Source organism: Streptomyces sp. NPDC107538, assembly GCF_055657445.1.
The window spans coordinates 860,710-877,603 of sequence record NZ_JBVKAY010000001.1; the positions used below are offsets into that span (position 1 = coordinate 860,710).

At 71.9% G+C, this 16,894-nt stretch carries 13 protein-coding genes and 1 pseudogene; 9 read left to right on the forward strand and 5 right to left on the reverse strand.

Features of this window, described 5'->3' with window-relative positions:
• Positions 1-27: 27 nt before the first annotated feature.
• A complete protein-coding gene (locus ACZ7MG_RS03790; RefSeq protein WP_471392134.1) occupies positions 28-2,475 on the reverse strand; it encodes a penicillin acylase family protein in 2,448 nt (815 codons plus the stop codon).
• A 229-nt stretch (positions 2,476-2,704) separates the two neighbouring features.
• Between ACZ7MG_RS03790 and ACZ7MG_RS03795 the strand changes: the two genes are divergently transcribed.
• Positions 2,705-4,204 (forward strand): acyl-CoA synthetase, encoded by a 1,500-nt coding sequence (locus ACZ7MG_RS03795; RefSeq protein WP_471392137.1) that lies wholly within the window; start codon positions 2,705-2,707, stop codon positions 4,202-4,204.
• Positions 4,205-4,217: 13 nt separating this feature from the next.
• The gene (locus ACZ7MG_RS03800; protein ID WP_471392140.1) at positions 4,218-5,066 is read left to right on the forward strand and encodes an alpha/beta fold hydrolase; all 849 of its coding nucleotides are present in this window, start codon (positions 4,218-4,220) and stop codon (positions 5,064-5,066) included.
• A 9-nt stretch (positions 5,067-5,075) separates the two neighbouring features.
• Here the strand turns inward: ACZ7MG_RS03800 and ACZ7MG_RS03805 are convergent, their stop codons facing one another.
• On the reverse strand, positions 5,076-6,719 hold the full coding sequence (locus ACZ7MG_RS03805; protein ID WP_471392143.1) for an acyl-CoA synthetase: 1,644 nt from the start codon (positions 6,717-6,719) through the stop codon (positions 5,076-5,078).
• Positions 6,720-6,886: 167 nt separating this feature from the next.
• Between ACZ7MG_RS03805 and ACZ7MG_RS03810 the strand changes: the two genes are divergently transcribed.
• From ACZ7MG_RS03810 to ACZ7MG_RS03830, 5 genes are all read left to right on the forward strand, one after another.
• On the forward strand, positions 6,887-7,687 hold the full coding sequence (locus tag ACZ7MG_RS03810; RefSeq protein WP_471392146.1) for a crotonase/enoyl-CoA hydratase family protein: 801 nt from the start codon (positions 6,887-6,889) through the stop codon (positions 7,685-7,687).
• Positions 7,688-7,799: 112 nt separating this feature from the next.
• Entirely contained in the window at positions 7,800-8,750 is a 951-nt protein-coding gene (locus tag ACZ7MG_RS03815) for a Zn-ribbon domain-containing OB-fold protein (RefSeq protein WP_471392149.1), read from the forward strand.
• Positions 8,747-9,796, forward strand: a complete 1,050-nt coding sequence (locus tag ACZ7MG_RS03820) for a thiolase domain-containing protein (RefSeq protein WP_471392152.1) — start codon at positions 8,747-8,749, stop codon at positions 9,794-9,796. Before ACZ7MG_RS03815 ends, ACZ7MG_RS03820 begins: the two co-directional genes overlap by 4 nt.
• On the forward strand, positions 9,793-10,959 hold the full coding sequence (locus ACZ7MG_RS03825) for a thiolase domain-containing protein (RefSeq protein WP_471392155.1): 1,167 nt from the start codon (positions 9,793-9,795) through the stop codon (positions 10,957-10,959). The genes ACZ7MG_RS03820 and ACZ7MG_RS03825 overlap by 4 nt, the downstream gene beginning before the upstream one ends.
• An 82-nt stretch (positions 10,960-11,041) precedes the next feature.
• Positions 11,042-11,287 (forward strand): DUF397 domain-containing protein, encoded by a 246-nt coding sequence (locus ACZ7MG_RS03830; RefSeq protein WP_383894842.1) that lies wholly within the window; start codon positions 11,042-11,044, stop codon positions 11,285-11,287.
• Positions 11,288-11,339: 52 nt separating this feature from the next.
• On the opposite strand, the pseudogene ACZ7MG_RS03835 reads toward ACZ7MG_RS03830, so the two are convergent.
• Positions 11,340-12,129 (reverse strand): annotated as a pseudogene (locus ACZ7MG_RS03835) (transglutaminase-like domain-containing protein).
• Positions 12,130-12,272: 143 nt separating this feature from the next.
• On the opposite strand from ACZ7MG_RS03835, the gene ACZ7MG_RS03840 reads away from it, so the two are divergent.
• Together ACZ7MG_RS03840 and ACZ7MG_RS03845 are read left to right on the forward strand one after the other, a co-directional pair.
• Positions 12,273-12,875 (forward strand): CGNR zinc finger domain-containing protein, encoded by a 603-nt coding sequence (locus ACZ7MG_RS03840; protein ID WP_471392158.1) that lies wholly within the window; start codon positions 12,273-12,275, stop codon positions 12,873-12,875.
• Between the two features lie 77 nt (positions 12,876-12,952).
• The gene (locus ACZ7MG_RS03845; RefSeq protein ID WP_086762885.1) at positions 12,953-13,450 is read left to right on the forward strand and encodes a hypothetical protein; all 498 of its coding nucleotides are present in this window, start codon (positions 12,953-12,955) and stop codon (positions 13,448-13,450) included.
• A 75-nt stretch (positions 13,451-13,525) separates the two neighbouring features.
• Here the strand turns inward: ACZ7MG_RS03845 and ACZ7MG_RS03850 are convergent, their stop codons facing one another.
• Positions 13,526-15,502 carry an N-acetylmuramoyl-L-alanine amidase gene (locus ACZ7MG_RS03850; protein WP_471392162.1) on the reverse strand — a complete coding sequence of 659 codons (1,977 nt, stop codon included), beginning with the start codon at positions 15,500-15,502 and terminating at the stop codon, positions 13,526-13,528.
• A 225-nt stretch (positions 15,503-15,727) separates the two neighbouring features.
• Positions 15,728-16,864 carry an aminoglycoside phosphotransferase family protein gene (locus ACZ7MG_RS03855; protein ID WP_471392165.1) on the reverse strand — a complete coding sequence of 379 codons (1,137 nt, stop codon included), beginning with the start codon at positions 16,862-16,864 and terminating at the stop codon, positions 15,728-15,730.
• Positions 16,865-16,894 lie beyond the last annotated feature (30 nt).

The following is a 16,894-nucleotide window of genomic DNA, read 5'->3' on the forward strand; positions in this document are numbered from 1 at the left end:
CGGTCAATGGCTCATTGACTCAGGGGCTCACTGACCGACCCGGACCACCTTCAGCTTCGGCGAGGACAGGATGTCCTTCTCGCAGAAGCGGGACGTCACCCACTTCTCCGCCGAGAACAGCCGCGTCTGGTCCACATAATGGGGCGAATTCGGGTTCGACGACTGCGAGTACGTCAGCAGGGTGCGGGCCACCGGGCACCGGCCGCCGTCCCAGCCGACCGCCTGAATGTGGCTGGAACCCGACGAGACCTCCGGGTAGACACCCTCGGCCGCCCGCCACGGCGCCTCGATCTTGTTCCACACCCCCAGCCCCTCCGTACCGCCGGACACCGCGATGCGCTCACCGCCCCGTACGACGAACTGGTGGTCGCCGAGCTTCGCGTCCAGCGCCACGTTCGCCGCCCGCAGATCCCGCACCGTGTCGGCGAGGGCGGTGGCGAAGCCGGGCACGTCCGTGTTGAGCGTGTGCGGTGTGTTGACGGGGTCCGCCGCGGAGAAGGGCACCTTCCAGAACTGCCCACGCGGCACCACGGCGGTCAGCCGCCGCCAGAACCGGTCGAAGAGCAGCGCGCCCCGGCTGTCGGTGTTCACGGTCCGGTCCCACGCCTCGAACACCCCGCACGCCTCGGACACGTCGACGACCGTGCCGTCACTGCCCGTCGCCGTACCGCCCGGCAGCGCGGCACACGCCCGCGCCACGTCGTCGCCGGTGAGATCGGCCGCGGGTACCCGGTTCGCGAACTGCTGCCGCTGGAGGTCCCGTACGGTCAGATCGCCCCGCTCGGCCATCGCCGCCACGTCCTCGACCGCGCCCCGCGTCCGCAGCGACCGCTGGGTGCCGATGGTGCCGAACACCCGCTCGTACCCGGTCAGCGGCTGGTCCGCGTTGGCCAGCCACGCGCTGTCGTTGGAGTTCTCCGCGTACGCCGCGTCCTTCAGCGTCGGCATCCTCGCGGGCCCGAAGATCCCCGGCTGCACGGCGTCGGCGTCGCTGCCGAGCGCGCAGTCGGACCGCGAGCCGTCCAGGACCGCGACCCCCGACGCCGGATACGTGGCCCTGCCCAGCGGCGTCGAACAGCGGGCCGCCAGCTCGTCGGTGATCCGGGGGAGTGTCTGCGACTGGGTGAACAGGGTGTGCCCGGCGGAGTCGGCGGCCACGGTGTTCACCCAGGGCAGGCCCTGATGCCGGGCGAGGGACTTCAGCACGTCCGCGGTGCCGCGGGCCTTGGCGAAGCCCAGCGAGGTGTCGGTGAAGCGGAGGTTCGCCGCGTTGGGGTCGTTGACGGCGTACGCGGTGCCGCCCGTCCATGGCAGCGGGAGGTCGGCACCGAGCGAGGTGACCACCGGGCCGTACCGCGTCCACCACTGGACCCGGGTGACCGGGGCACCGTCCTTGACGCCGACGGTGACCGTCCGCTTCGTCATCCGCTCCGGTTTCCCGTCCACGAGATACGTGGTCGGGTCGGCCGGGTCCAGCGTCAGCTGATGGACGTTCATGGGGACGCCGGTGGCCACGGTGTGGCTCCACGCGACCTTCGCGTTGAACCCGATCTGGGTGATCGGCGAGCCCAGCAGCGAGCCGCCGGAGACGTTCAGCTCACCGGGGATCGTCTGCTGCGCCTGCCAGAAGCGGCGGCCACCGGCCCACGGGTAGTGCGGGTTGCCCAGCAGCAGACCCCGGCCGTTCGCCGTGGCGTCCCCGCCGAACGCGACGGCGTTCGAGCCCATGTCCGCGTTCGCGGCGTCGAACAGCTGACTCGCGGCGCGGGCGGCGGCCTTCGTGTCCAGGGTGGCGGCGGTATCGCCCCGGCGTCCCGTGTCCGTCGTACCGGTGGCGGGCGGCTGCGCGGTGGTGATCGCGTCCACGAGCCGCCCCTCACCGCCGAGGACGGCGAGGGCGTACGCGCGGGAGAACACGTCGAGCGTGGAGACCGGCCGCACCCAGGCGGCGCCCTCGCAGGCGGGGTCGGTGATCCGGTTCTTCTTCAGCCACGCGTTGTAGCCGGCCGCCCACCCCCGCATCAGATCCTCGACCGCGCGGCTCGGCCCCAGCGGTTCGGGCTTCTCCAGCAGCCGCTCGACGGTGCCCGCCTCCCGGACGCCCTGGAAGTACAGGTCGCTGGTGAGGTTCCTGGTGGCGGAGGAGAGGGAGAAGTCGGGGGCGGCGTCGGGCCCGAACCAGCGGGAGCGCTCGCCCTTCACGGTGACGAACCCGTCGGCGAGCACACACACCTGGTCGGCGGCCTGCGCCCAGCCGGTGCCGAAGCCGAGGTTCGCGTAGTCCTTGGCGACGATGTGCGGGACGCCGTACTCGGTGTAGCGGATCACGGCGGACAGGCCGCCGTGGGAGGTGCGTTGTTCCTGGGCTCGCGCGTCATCAGCGGCCGAGGTGGCCGCGGTGGCGGAGGGCAGGACGGCCGAGGCGGTGAGCAGGGCGACGGCCGAGACCACCAACTGTCTCAGGCGGGTGCGCATGGCGGCTCCCAACATCGTTGAGGGAAAGGACGATTGAGCGTGTCGACACGTGTCCACGTAGTCCGTACGGGTGAGGGATCTTCCCTCGAAGTGACTCGCCGCTCGATGGCCGAAGTTGAGCGACTTCCCGCCATGTGTGCCGGATTACGGTCGTGCGGGTGGTGCGCTTGACCTCGCTCGTACGACGCAACGAGGATCACCGCAGAACCTGGACGAAGGAGCACGGGACATGACGGCTGGCCGCAGTGTGACGGTCGACGGGACGCTGCGGCGCACCGCCGGGCGGATTCCCGCCCGCGTCGCGATCCACTACGGCGAACGGTCCTGGACCTACGCCGAGTTGGACGACGCCGTCTCCCGGGCGGCCCGCGCCCTGCGCGACACCGGCCTGGAACGGGGCGACCGGGTGGCCGCCTACGGCCACAACTCGGACGCCTACCTCATCGCCTTCCTGGGCGCCGCCCGCGCCGGACTGGTCCATGTCCCCGTCAATCAGAACCTCACCGGCGACGACCTCTCCTACCTCCTCGACCAGTCCGGCAGCACCCTCGTGCTCACCGACCCGGACCTCGCCGGGAACCTCCCCGAGGGCACCCGCACGCTGCCGCTGCGCGACGCGGACGACTCGCTCCTCGCACGTCTCGCCACCACCGAGCCGTACGACGGCGAGGAGCCCCGCGCCGAGGACCTCGTCCAGCTGCTCTACACCTCGGGCACCACCGCGCTCCCCAAGGGCGCGATGATGACGCACCGCGCCCTCGTCCACGAGTACCTGAGCGCGATCGCCGCCCTCGATCTCCAGGCGGGCGACCTGCCCGTGCACTCCCTGCCGCTCTACCACTCCGCGCAGATGCATGTGTTCCTGGTGCCGTATCTCGCGGTCGGGGCCACCAACACGATCCTCGACGCGCCGGACGGCGACCGGATCCTCGACCTCGTGGAGGAGGGCCGCGCCGACAGCCTCTTCGCCCCGCCCACGGTGTGGATCGCCCTGTCCAACCGCCCCGACTTCGCCACCCGCGACCTCACCGGACTGCGCAAGGCCTACTACGGCGCGTCGATCATGCCGGTGCCCGTCCTCGAACGCCTCAAGGAACGCCTGCCCGAACTCGCCTTCCACAACTGCTTCGGCCAGAGCGAGATCGGTCCACTCTCCATGGTCCTCGGCCCGTACGAACACAAGGGCCGCATGGACTCCTGCGGGCGCCCCGTCATGTTCGTCGAGGCCAAGGTCGTCGACGAGGACGGCGAGGAGGTGCCCGACGGCACCCCAGGCGAGATCGTCTACCAGTCGAAGCAACTCTGCGAGGGCTACTGGAACAAGCCGGAGGAGACCGCCGAGGCCTTCCGCGACGGCTGGTTCCACTCCGGCGACCTCGCCGTACGCGACGCCCACGGCTTCTTCACCGTCGTCGACCGCGTCAAGGACGTCATCAACTCCGGCGGCGTCCTCATCGCCTCCCGCCAGGTCGAGGACGCCCTCTACACCCATGAGCAGGTCGCCGAGGCGGCGGTGATCGGCCTCCCCGACGACCACTGGATCGAGGCCGTCACCGCGATCGTCGTCACCCGCGGAGAGGCCTCGGAGGCCGAACTCATCGCCCACGCCCGCGAGGAACTCCCCCACTTCAAGGCCCCGAAGAGGGTCTTCTTCGTCGACGAACTCCCCCGCAACGCCAGCGGAAAGATCCTCAAGCGGGAGCTGCGGGACCGCTTCGCCGAGGGCTGAGAAGATCGACACCATGCCTACCTTCACCGCACCGGACGGAACCGAACTCGCCTACCACCTGCGGGGTGAGGGGGAGCCGTTGATCGTCCTGCCGGGCGGTGCCATGCGGGCCTCCGCCTACCTGGGGGACCTGGGTGGGCTGTCCGCTCACCGGCGGCTGGTGCTGCTGGATCTCAGGGGCACGGGGGACTCGGCGGTCCCGGCCGACCCGGCGACGTACCGGTGCGACCGGCAGGTCGAGGACGTCGAGGCGCTTCGGATGCGCCTGGGGCTGGAGCGGGTGGAGCTGCTCGCGCACTCGGCCGGCGGGAATCTGGCCATGCTGTACGCGGCGCGGTACCCGGAGCGGGTGTCCCGGCTGGCTCTGATCGCCGCGACGCCGTGGGCGGTGGGGCTGCCGGTGACCGTGGAGGACCGGCTCGCCGCCGCCCGGCTGCGGGAGGGGGAGCCGTGGTTCGCCGAGGCGTACCCGGCGTTCGAGGCGGCCTGGACCGGACGGGGCCCGTTCGACGACGCGATGATGCCGTTCTTCTACGGCCGCTGGGACGAGACCGCCCGCGCCCACATGGCCGCCGAGGAGGACCAGACCAACGACGAGGCGGCCGGCGTCTACGGCTCGGCCGGTGCCTACGACCCGCCCGCCACCCGGGCCGCCCTCGCCGGACTGTCCGCCCCGGTCCTCGTCCTCGCCGGTGCACTCGACACCGGCCCGACCCCCGACCTGGCCCACCGCGCGGCGGGCCTCTTCCCGGACGCCCGGTTCACGGTCCAGCCCGGCGGCGGTCACTTCCCCTGGCTCGACGACCCGGAGTGGTTCGTACGCCGGGTCGTCGACTTCCTCGCTCTCCCCGACCGCCGCTGAGACGACGGCTCACCGGTCCGCGTCCGCCGCCACGGACCGCGCCCAGCGGTAGTCCGCCTTGCCGCTGGGGGAGCGCTGGATGGCATCCGTGAGGACCAGCTGGCGGGGGATCTTGTAGCCGGCGAGGCGGGTACGGCAGTGGGTCTGGATGTCCTCCAGGGAGGGGTGGGCCGCGCCCTCGCGGAGCTGCACCACGGCGGCGACATGGTTGCCCCAGCGCGCGTCCGGCACCCCCGCCACCAGCGCGTCGTACACATCGGGGTGCGCCTTGAGGGCCTGCTCGACCTCCTCCGGATACACCTTCTCGCCCCCGGTGTTGATGCACTGCGAGCCCCGGCCGAGGACCGTGACGACCCCCTCCTCGTCCACGGTCGCCATGTCACCGAGGAGCACCCAGCGCTCACCGTCGCGCTCGAAGAAGGTCTCGGCCGTCTTGCGAGGGTCGTTGTAGTAGCCGAGCGGGACATGCCCGCGCTGCGCGACCCGCCCCGGCACGCCGACCGGCACCGGCTCGTACGTCGCCGGGTCCACGACCCGGGTACGGGAGTGCACGCGGATACGGAAACCGTCGCCCGCGCCCGAGTCCTGCGTGGCCGTGCCGTTGAAACCGGACTCCGAGGAACCGAAGTTGTTCAGCAGCATCGCGTTCGGCACCAGCTCCTGGAACTGCTGCCGGACCGTCTCCGACATGATCGCCCCGGACGACGACACACTGAACAGGGCCGAGCAGTCCGTGCCCTTCATCGGGCCCTTCAGCGCGTCGATCAGCGGACGCAGCATCGCGTCGCCGACCAGCGACACACTGGTCACCTTCTCCTGCTCGATCGTCCGCAGGGCCTCCTCCGGGACGAACTTGCGGTGGATCACCACCCGTTGGCCGAAGTTGAACCCGATGAACGCGGTCAGGGTCGAGGTGCCGTGCATCAGCGGGGCCGTCGGGAAGAACGTGATCCCGTCACCTCCGGCCGCCACCCGCTCCGCCAGCTCCTCCGGCGACTTCACCGGCTCCCCGGTCGGGGCACCCCCGCCCAACCCCGAGAAGAACAGGTCCTCCTGACGCCACATCACCCCCTTGGGCATGCCCGTCGTACCGCCGGTGTAGATGATGAACTGGTCGTCGCCCGAGCGTGCCGGGAAACCCCGCCCGGCGGACGCGGCCGCCTCGGCCTCGGCGAAGTCGACGGCGTCGAGAGAGGCGCCGAGAGTGGCACCGAGCGCGGGCGCGTCCGGCGCGGGGGTCCCCACCCGCACCAGATGCCGCAGCTTCTCCGTCCGCGGCAGCGCCGCCGCCACCCGCCCCGTGAACTCCGCGTCGAAGACCAGCCCCGCCAGATCCGCGTCCCGGTAGAGGTAGACCAACTCCTCTTCCACATAGCGGTAGTTGACATTGACCGGCACGATCCGCGCCTTGAGGCAGCCGAGCGCGGTCTGCAGATACTCGATGCCGTTGTAGAGGTGCAGGCCGACATGCTCCCCGGGCTCGATCCCGCTGTCCAGCAGATGGTGACCGATCCGGTTCGCCGCCGCGTCCAGCTCCGCGTAGGTGAGCCGCCGCTCCGCCCCCGTCCCGGGAATGTCGAGACACACGAGAGCCGCCCGGTCGGGCACCACATCGACGACCGACTCGAACAGGTCGGCAAGGTTGAACTCCACCGCGCTCCTCCTGATCTCGTTGCCCTCGGTTGCCGGTCATCAGAGCAAAGGGCGGCACAACTGTGAAGGGTCCGCGCGCAGAAATCTGACTGAGTGTCAGAAAACCCTTGAAGTGCCGACCCGCCTCCTGCAACCTGTTCTCGTTTCCTGCGGACGGAGGACTCCGGATGAGCGGCACCGAACACCTCGCCGTGCGGCGCGAAGGCGCCACATTGGTGCTCACGCTCAACAGGCCCGAGGCCAAGAACGCGCTCTCCCTGCCGATGCTCGTCGGCCTCCACGACGGCTGGATCGAGGCCGACGAGGACGAGGAGATCCGCTCGATCGTCCTCACCGGCGCCGGCGGCGCCTTCTGCGCCGGGATGGACCTCAAGGCCCTCGCGGGCAAGGGGATGGAGGGGCAGCAGTATCGGGACCGGCTCAAGGCCGACCCCGATCTGCACTGGAAGGCCATGCTCCGCCACCACCGGCCCCGCAAACCGGTGATCGCGGCCGTCGAGGGCCACTGCGTCGCCGGCGGCACGGAGATCCTCCAGGGCACGGACATCCGTGTCGCGGGGGAGTCGGCGACGTTCGGCCTCTTCGAGGTCAAGCGCGGGCTCTTCCCGATCGGCGGCTCCACGGTCCGCCTCCAGCGGCAGATCCCCCGGACGCACGCCCTGGAGATGCTGCTCACCGGGCGGCCGTACAGCGCGCGCGAGGCCGCCGCGGTCGGTCTGATCGGGCATGTCGTGCCCGACGGGACCGCCCTGGCCAAGGCGTTGGAGATCGCCGAACAGATCAACGCGTGCGGGCCGCTCGCCGTGGAGGCGGTGAAGGCGTCGGTGTACGAGACGGCCTCGATGACCGAAGCGGAGGGGCTGGCCGCCGAGCTCAAGCGGGGGTGGCCGGTCTTCGACACGGCCGATGCGAAGGAAGGGGCTCGTGCCTTCGCCGAGAGGCGGGCGCCTGTCTACAAGCGGGCGTAGGCGCACTGAGGCAGTTCGTTCGTCGACTGCGGGCCGTCCGTGGCTGGTCGCGCAGTTCCCCGCGCCCCTTGGGGCGCGCCTGTCGCCCCCCTTTCGAAGGAGGCAAGGTTCGATGTCCGCGATCCTCAGAGCACCTCTCACCGTCGAGTTCCCGTTCACCCGTTCCCTCGGGCCCGTGCAGAGTGCCTTTCTCAGCGGGCTGCGGGAGCGGGTTGTCCTCGGAGTGCGTACCGGCGACGGCAGGGTTCTCGTCCCGCCCGTCGAGTACGACCCCGTCACCGCCGAGGAGATCCGCGATCTCGTCGAGGTCGCGTCCACCGGGACCGTCACCACCTGGGCCTGGAACCACGAGCCCCGTCGCGGGCAGCCCCTCGACGCGCCCTTCGCCTGGGTGCTGGTGAGGCTCGACGGCGCCGACACCGGCCTGCTGCACGCCCTGGACGCGCCCGGACCCGACGCCGTACGCACCGGAATGCGGGTCCGTGTCCGGTGGGCCGAGGAGCGGTCCGGGGCCATCACGGACATCGCCTGCTTCGAACCGTACGACGGTGAACCGGGGGAGCAGGGTGAACCGGCCGCCCACAGCGGCGAGTTCGAGGACGCGATCACCGGGATCGTCGCCCCCGCCCGCCTCGACTACACCTACGCGCCCGGCCGGGCCCAGACCGGCTACATCAACGCCCTCGCCGAGCGCCGCAACGTCGGCGAACGCTGCCCCTCCTGCCGCAAGGTGTACGTCCCGCCGAGGGGCGCCTGTCCGACCTGCGGGGTGGCCACGGCCGAGCAGGTGGAGGTCGGGCCGGGCGGCACGGTGACCACGTTCTGCATCGTCAACATCAAGGCGAAGAACCTCGACATCGAAGTCCCGTACGTCTACGGGCACATCGCCCTCGACGGCGCCGACCTCGCCCTGCACGGCCGGATCGCGGGCATCCCCTACGACCAGGTGCGGATCGGTCTGCGCGTCGAACCCGTGTGGACGGAAGGCGCCCGCTATCCCGATCACTACCGGCCCACCGGCGAGCCGGACGCCGAGTACGACACGTTCAAGGAGCTGCTGTGAACCGGGACATCGCCGTCGTCGCCTTCGCCCAGACCGACCACCGGCGTACCAGCGACGACGTCTCCGAGGTGGAGATGCTCATGCCGGTGCTCCACAGGGTCCTGGAACAGACCGGGTTGAAGACCGCCGACATCGGCTTCACCTGCTCCGGCTCCAGCGACTACCTCGCCGGCCGCGCCTTCTCCTTCACCCTCGCCCTCGACGGCGTGGGCGCCTGGCCGCCGATCTCCGAGTCGCACGTCGAGATGGACGGGGCCTGGGCGCTGTACGAGGCGTGGGTGAAACTCCGGACGGGCGACGCGGACACCGCGCTCGTCTACTCGTACGGCAAGTCCTCGCCGGGCTCCGTCCGGGACGTCCTCACCCGGCAGCTGGACCCGTACTACGTGGCCCCGCTGTGGCCCGACTCCGTCGCCCTCGCCGCACTCCAGGCCCAGGCCCTCATCGACGCGGGCACCACCGACGAACCGGCGCTCGCGGCGGTCGGGGCCCGCAGCCGTGCCGACGCCGCCGCCAACTCCCATGCCCAGCTGCGGGGTTCGGTGCCCCAGGGCGACTACCTCGTACGGCCGTTGCGCACCGGGGACTGCCCGCCCATCGGCGACGGGGCCGCCGCCGTGGTCCTCGCGGCGGGGGAGCGGGCCCGGGAGCTGTGCGCACGGCCCGCCTGGATCCGGGGCATCGACCACCGCATCGAGGCGCACGGCATCGGCGTACGCGATCTGACCGACTCGCCGTCCACCCGCCTCGCCGCCGAGCGGGCCGGGGTGTTCGAACGGCCCGTGGACAGCGCCGAGTTGCACGCCCCGTTCAGCTCCCAGGAGGTGATCCTGCGCGAGGTGCTGGGCCTCGACGACAGCGTGAACGTCAACCCGTCGGGCGGGGCCCTGGCCGCCAACCCGATCATGGCCGCCGGGCTCATCCGCATCGGCGAGGCCGCCGCGCGCATCCACCGGGGCGAGTCCGACCGGGCGTTGGCACACGCCACCTCCGGCCCCTGTCTGCAACAGAACCTGGTCGCCGTACTCGAAGGGGATCCCCGATGAGCAAGGAGCCCGTGGCCGTCGTAGGCGTCGGCCAGACCAAGCATGTGGCGGCGCGCCGGGACGTGTCGATCGCCGGGCTGGTCCGCGAGGCCGCCCGACGGGCCCTGGACGACGCCGAGTTGACCTGGGCGGATGTCGAGGCCGTCGTCATCGGGAAGGCGCCCGACTTCTTCGAGGGCGTCATGATGCCCGAGCTGTATCTCGCCGACGCGCTCGGCGCGGTGGGCAAGCCGATGATGCGGGTGCACACGGCCGGCTCGGTCGGCGGCTCGACCGCGCTGGTCGCCGCGAGCCTCGTCGCCGCCCGCGTCCACGGCACGGTCCTCACCCTCGCCTTCGAGAAACAGTCCGAATCCAACGCCATGTGGGGGCTGTCGCTGCCGATCCCGTTCCAGCAGCCCCTGCTGGCAGGCGCCGGCGGCTTCTTCGCCCCGCACGTCCGGGCGTACATGCGGCGCAGCGGCGCCCCCGACACCGTCGGCTCCCTGGTGGCGTACAAGAACCGCCGCAACGCGCTGAAGAACCCCTACGCCCATCTCCACGAGCACGACATCACGCTGGAGAAGGTCCAGGCCTCGCCCATGCTCTGGGACCCGATCCGCTACTCGGAGACCTGCCCCTCGTCGGACGGGGCGGTGGCGATGGTGCTCACCGACCGGGCGGGCGCGGCCCGTGCGCCCCGGCCCGTCGCGTGGATGCACGGCGGCGCGATGCGCAGCGAGCCGACGCTGTTCGCGGGCAAGGACAGTGTGTCGCCGCGTGCGGGACGGGACTGCGCGGCCGATGTGTACCGGCAGGCGGGGATCGCCGATCCGCGCCGGGAGATCGACGCGGTGGAGATGTACGTGCCGTTCTCCTGGTACGAGCCGATGTGGCTGGAGAACCTCGGTTTCGCCGCCGAGGGAGAGGGCTGGAAGCTCACCGAGTCCGGCGTCACCGAACTGGACGGCGATCTTCCGGTCGACATGTCCGGCGGGGTGCTCTCCACCAATCCCATCGGCGCCTCCGGCATGATCCGTTTCGCGGAGGCCGCGCTCCAGGTGCGGGGGCTCGCGGGAGAACACCAGGTGGAGGGCGCCCGGCGGGTGCTCGGGCACGCCTACGGCGGCGGGTCGCAGTTCTTCTCGATGTGGCTCGTGGGCGCCGAACCCCCCACCTCCTGAACCCGCCCCTCACGTGGCCTGTCGGCGGTGGGGGCCGATCGCTAGTCTGGCGGGCGGACGACGAACCGGGAGGAGCACGGACGTGGCCGAGACCACCATGCAGCAGCGATCCCTCGACGGCTGGCACAAGCCGGCGGAACTGGACCTGACCGACGCGGACTGGCGGTCGAGCAGCCAGGGGCGGGGAGATGTCCAGATCGCCTTTGTCGAGGGCTTCATCGCCATGCGCAACAGCGGCAGCCCCGAGAGCCCCTCGCTGATCTTCACCCCCGCCGAGTGGGGCGCCTTCGTGTCGGGTGCCCGTGAGGGCGAGTTCGACCTGACCTGAGCGGGCGTACCCGCCGCGTGGTGGGCGGCCCGGACCGCCCACCACCGGCGGGTCAGCGCAGGGTGACCTCGCGCGGGCCGTTGTAGGGCGCCAGCGACAGCACGGTCCGCGGTGTCCGCAGTCCCTCGTGACCCGTGAACAGCTCACGCGCCGCGGCGAAGTCCACCGCGTCGCCCACCACCGGGGCGACCTCGTCGTACAGCGCGCGGACCGGGTCGGTGAGTTCCTGGCCGACGTCGGCCTCGGCCTCGGTGCCCCAGATGTCCCACAGCAGCGTCTCGACCTTGTTGAGGTCCGCGAGATCGAGCCGGACGTTCCCGGCCACGAACCACTCCCCGTTGAGCGGCCCCTCCTCCGGCGGATGCAGCCCGAACGTCAGCGGGTCCGCCCCGCCCTCCCGAATCGCCCGCCAGGCCTTGGCCGCGACGAGGAAACGGTCGCGGGGTACGTCCATCGGATCGAAGTCGATCCTCCAGGTCTCGATGACCAACGGGTCCGTGAGCTGGGCGTCGGCCAGCAGCCAGCCCCGCGCCGGGTCCCAGTACTCGGTGACCACGTGGTCGCAGTGGAAGCCGTTCTCCCCGAAGTAGGTGGCGAACCCCGACCGCAGCCGTGCGGGCACGCCGAAGTGGCGCAGCAGGGAGCAGTGCAGCAGCGAGAAGTCGCGGCACACCCCGACGAACCGGTCCTCGATGGATCATCAGATCCCGGGCCACCCGGGCGAGTCGGGCCGGATCGCGGGGCAGGCCGGCGTAGAGCGGGGCGAGGTCGCCCGGGTCGGTGAAGGTGCTCTGTGCGGCGTAGAAGCCGGCGACATCCGGTGCGAGGTGGACCGGTGGCATGAGGGGACCCCCAAGGAATCGGCCACGCGTTCGATTTGCGGGCCGCTTCGCCTCACCGTGCCAAAATTCACCCGCAATTGTCCACAATTCAAGCGGCCGCCCGACCTGAACTAATGGATGGCGGCTCCCCTATCATTAGCCCCATGGAGTACTCGATCAGCGCGGACGCACGGCTCGCCCTGGACCTCGCCCTGACCGTCCGCCACGACGGCGGCGGCGGTGTCGCCGACGATCTGACCGACACGGCCGGGCTCGCCACCTGGGTCCGGGCGCACGCGGACGTCCTGTCGGCCGCCGAGAGCCCCACCCCCGACGAGGCGGCGCTCACCGCCGTACGCGACCTCCGCGCCGCCGTCCGCGCCCTGTTCGCCCGAGCCGTCAGCCCCGGCGAACCCAGCCCCGCCGACGCCACCCGACTGCTGTCCGTCCCCGAGGCACTGGCCCGGGTCAACGAGGCCGCCGCCCGCACCCCCACCGTCCCGGTCCTCAGCTGGGGCCCCGGCACCGAACCCGTCGTCCACCACCGGCCCGCCACCGGCGAGGACCCGCTCACCGCCGCCCTCGCCCGCGCCGCCCTCGCCTTCCTCGCGAGCCCCGAACGACAGCGGCTCCGCGCCTGCCACGCCCCCCGCTGTGTGCGCTACTTCCTCAAGGAACACCCCCGCCAGGAGTGGTGCAGGCCCTCCTGCGGCAACCGCGCCCGCGTCGCCCGCCACCACGAACGGCACAAGAGGACCGCGGGCTGACTCCCACCCCGCGGAACGCCCCCGCCCCCGACGCTCCCTCGGCCCCACCGCCGTACGGCACGCCGTACCATGGCGACATGTCCTTCCTCCGCCGCCGCAGCGCCACCCCCGCCGGGCCCGACTTCGACGTACTGGCCATGGACCCGGGCGACTGGCCGGGCAATCTCGGTGCCGGTCTGCTGCCCGCCCCCGACGGCAGCTGCCAGGGCGTCTTCCTGCGCTACGACCTCTACGGCGGCCGCGGCCCCGCGATGATCATCGGCAACCTCCCGGAGGGCTCCCCGGCGCGCGAGATCTCCGACGGCGAGGTCCCCTTCGAGGTGGCCCAGCTGCTGATCGCGCTGGAGAACGACGAGGACATCACCGTCGTCGACACCGAGGACATGCCCGTGATGCAGGGCGACAACCTGCTGATCGTCCGGCGCCTCAAGCTCTCCGAGTCCCGGATCGCCTGCGTCCAGTTCGACCGCAGCGACAACGTCCTGGTGACCATCGCCGCCTGGGACCGCCCCATCACCGACGACCTGTACGCGCTGCTCAAGCCGCTCCCGGCGGAGCTGTTCCAGCAGGGCTGAGAGCGGCGGAGCACGAGCACGGGAGAAGGGCCGGGTGCGCACACCCGGCCCTTCGTCGTGCGCACGGCGTCGGGCTCACGCCGCCGGCAGCACCCGCACATCCGCCGCCCGCACGAACGCCACCCGGTGACCGAACTGGATCTCGTAGTAGAGGTCCTTGCCGACCACGACCCGGTGCCCGCTGGTGTCGAAGGTGACCGCGTAGTAGTACTCGCCGGGCACCCGGCCCCCGGTGACGTACTTCTGGTCCTTGAGCAGCTTGTACGGCCACGGGGACACCGCCTGCACGGGCACCCCCGCCGGGTAGGCCGCGGCCTCCGGGTAGGCGCGGCCGTACACCGGGATGTCCGCCAGACCGTCCCGGGGCGTCACGACCAGCCCGGCCGCGCCGACCGCCGTCGGCTTGTCCGCCGGGTTGCGGAACCAGGCCTTCTGGCCCAGGTACCAGATCGCCGTCCAGTCACCCTGCCGCTCGGCGACCGCGTACTGCTGCCCGGTGGAGACCCGCGACCCGAGGTCGTTCACCCCGGTCGTCGAGGCGCTGCCGTCCGGCCGCAGCCCGATGTCCTTGATCAGCGGCGAGGTCGCGTCGGGCCTGCTGTACAGCCGCACCGCGCTGGAGCCGTGCACCGCGCAGGTCGCGCCACCGGAGCCGCAGCCGGTGAACGTGGGCCGATTGTCGGCGTAGTCCGGCAGGATCGTGACCATGGTGCTGTCGCTGCCGGACGTCGCACCGAGCGGCTTGCCCAGCAGCTCGAAGTAGTGCCGCCAGTCCCAGTACGGGCCCGGATCGGTGTGCATCCCCGGAATCGTCGCCGTCGTCGGGCCGGGCACGGTGTCATGGCCCAGGATGTGCTGCCGGTCCAGCGGGATGCCGTGCTGGTCGGCGAGGTACCTCACCAGCCGCGCCGACGACCGGTACATCGCCTCCGTGTACCAGGCGTCCGGCGCGGCGAGGAACCCCTCGTGCTCCAGACCGATCGACCCCGCGTTGACGTACCAGTTGCCGGCGTGCCAGGCGACGTCCTTGGCCTTGATGTGCTGGGCGATGTGCCCGTCCGTGGAGCGCAGCGAGTACTGCCACGACACATACGTCGGGTCCTGGACCAGCTCCAGGGTGGTGTCCCAGTAGCCCTCGGTGTCATGGACGACGATGTACCGGATGGGCTGCGAGTTCGGCCGGTCCGCCAGGTCGTGGTTGCCGTAGTCGTTGTCGCCGAACTCCGCGTACGGCGCCGGGATCCACTCGCAGGCCACCGTGGTCGGGCACTCCGTCCCGGCCGCGGCCGACCTGCGCAGCCCGGCCCGGGACAGCTGCCCGGTGTCGGGCGCGAGGCCCGGGTCGGCGGCCAGGACCACCCGCTGACCGGCGTCCGTGACCCGGTGGGCGCCGTCACGGATCACCGCGAACACCTCGTTCGCGTAGGTCGCGGCCGTGGCCCGGTCGTCGGCGCCCGAGAAGCGCGCCACCGCCCCGTACCAGTCCGCCGGATCGGCGCTCGGCCGGGCGCCGAGCTCGCGCTGCGCGGCGGCGAGCAGCGCGGCACCGCCCGCGACATTGGCCTCCGCGTCCGTACGCAGAGCCTCCTCGGGCAGACCGGTCAGCTCGGCCGCCCTCGTCAATGTCCGCAGCCGGGCCGGGAGTTCGCTGTTCTCGGGCAGCCTCGCCTCGGGCTTCAGGGGCGCCCGGGAGTCGTCGCCGCGCGGATCCTCCGCGCCCTCGCTGTGGTGCGGGGCCTCGGCCAGGGCCGTGCGGGCGTCGGTGAGATGCATGGGCCCGTAGCCGCCGGTGACGCTCGGCGCGCCGCCGTGGGCGTCCCAGCGGGACTGGAGATAGGAGACGCCGAGCAGAACGCCGCGCGGTACGCCGTACTCGGCGGCGGCCGCGGTGAAGGCGCCCTGCAGCCGGGCCGAGGAGAGGGCCGGCGCCTGGACGGGCGGGGCCGCGCCCAGCAGGGGCAGCAGCAGGACGGCGGGCGCCGCGGCCAACGCCGACCTGCGCAGCGGTCTGGGGTGCGGGGTGGATCTGCGGTCGGTGGGGGATCCTCGCAAGGCGGCCTCCTGGAACGGTGGGGCGTCGGGGGGCGTGCGGGGCCGGACGTGCCTCAGTGCTATCGGCCGGCCGACGATCCGTCAATCATGCCCGGGGAAGGCCGCTTCCCCAGGGATTGCCCGCCCTGCCCGCCGTCCTGCCCGCAACCGGACACCTGCCCGCCGACATGACGGAGGCCCGCGGTGCGCCCCTGTCCAGGGCGCGCCGCGGACCTCCGTCTCCCCTCAGCGAGTGCCGACCGCCGCCCGGACGGCCTTGCGGGCCAACTGGCAGTCGTCGTGCAGCCGCCTGAGCAGCAGTCGCTGTTCCTCGCCGGACGGCGCGGCGGCCGGGTGGGCCGGGCCCGGTGCCGCTGGGGTCGCGTCGTGCATCGAACGCTGCACGGCCGTCTCGTAGGTACGGATCTCCCGGGTCAGGACGAGCATCAGGTTCACCAGGAACGCGTCCCGCGAGGCCGGGCCCGCCGACTGCGCCAGCTGGCTGATCTGCCGCCGGGCCACGGGGGCGTCCCCGAGCACCGCCCACAGCGTCGCCAGGTCGTACCCCGGCAGATACCAGCCCGCGTGCTCCCAGTCCACCAGCACTGGACCGGCCGGTGAGAGCAGGATGTTCGACAGGAGGGCGTCGCCGTGGCAGAACTGGCCCATGCCCTGACGGCCCGCGGCGTGGGCGATGCCGTGCAGCAGCTTCTGCAGATCGCCCAGGTCCCGGTCGGTGAGCAGGCCCAGCTCATGGAAGCGGGAGATCCGCTCCGCGTAGTCCAGCGGGGCGTCGAACGTGCCGGCCGGTGGCCGCCACGCGTTCAGCCGGCAGATCGCGCCGAGCGCCGCCCGGATGTCGGCGCGCGGCGGCGCCTCCACCGGATGCCGCTGCAGGGCGGCCACCCGGCCCGGCATCCGCTCGATGACCAGGGTGCAGTTGTCCGGGTCCGCCGCGATCAGCCTCGGCGCCCGCACGGGGGGGCGGTGCCGGACGAACGAGCGGTATGCGGCTATTTCGTGCCGCAGCCGGTCCTCCCAGATGGAGGAATGATCCAGTAAACACTTGGCGACGGCGGTACTTCGCCCTGTGGTGCCGACGAGCAGCACCGAGCGGCCGCTGCGGCGCAGCACCTGGACCGGCGTGAATTCCGGACAGATGCGGTGCACCGAGGCGATCGCCGTGCGCAGTTGGGCGCCCTGGGGGCCGGACAAGTCGAGTCTCCCGCTGAGCGGTTGGGTGCCGAGACCCGGCACGCGCCGCGTCCGGCCGCTGAGCACCGGGGCCGCCGTACGCGTGGGGTCGAGGTAGGGGCCGCCGCCCGGCTGGCGGGGGTGCAGCGACCGGGGAGGGGCGGACACGGAGGACGATGCTGCGTACATGGGGGAGGACAGATCCCTTCGTGTGCCGAC

Bases quoted from the DNA above. Each gene is read 5' to 3' on its own strand.
- ACZ7MG_RS03790 (WP_471392134.1), bottom strand. From the start codon at position 2,475: ATGCGCACCCGCCTGAGACAGTTGGTGGTCTCGGCCGTCGCCCTGCTC.
- ACZ7MG_RS03795 (WP_471392137.1), top strand. From the start codon at position 2,705: ATGACGGCTGGCCGCAGTGTGACGGTCGACGGGACGCTGCGGCGCACC.
- ACZ7MG_RS03800 (WP_471392140.1), top strand. From the start codon at position 4,218: ATGCCTACCTTCACCGCACCGGACGGAACCGAACTCGCCTACCACCTG.
- ACZ7MG_RS03810 (WP_471392146.1), top strand. From the start codon at position 6,887: ATGAGCGGCACCGAACACCTCGCCGTGCGGCGCGAAGGCGCCACATTG.
- ACZ7MG_RS03815 (WP_471392149.1), top strand. From the start codon at position 7,800: ATGTCCGCGATCCTCAGAGCACCTCTCACCGTCGAGTTCCCGTTCACC.
- ACZ7MG_RS03825 (WP_471392155.1), top strand. From the start codon at position 9,793: ATGAGCAAGGAGCCCGTGGCCGTCGTAGGCGTCGGCCAGACCAAGCAT.
- ACZ7MG_RS03840 (WP_471392158.1), top strand. From the start codon at position 12,273: ATGGAGTACTCGATCAGCGCGGACGCACGGCTCGCCCTGGACCTCGCC.
- ACZ7MG_RS03845 (WP_086762885.1), top strand. From the start codon at position 12,953: ATGTCCTTCCTCCGCCGCCGCAGCGCCACCCCCGCCGGGCCCGACTTC.
- ACZ7MG_RS03855 (WP_471392165.1), bottom strand. From the start codon at position 16,864: ATGTACGCAGCATCGTCCTCCGTGTCCGCCCCTCCCCGGTCGCTGCAC.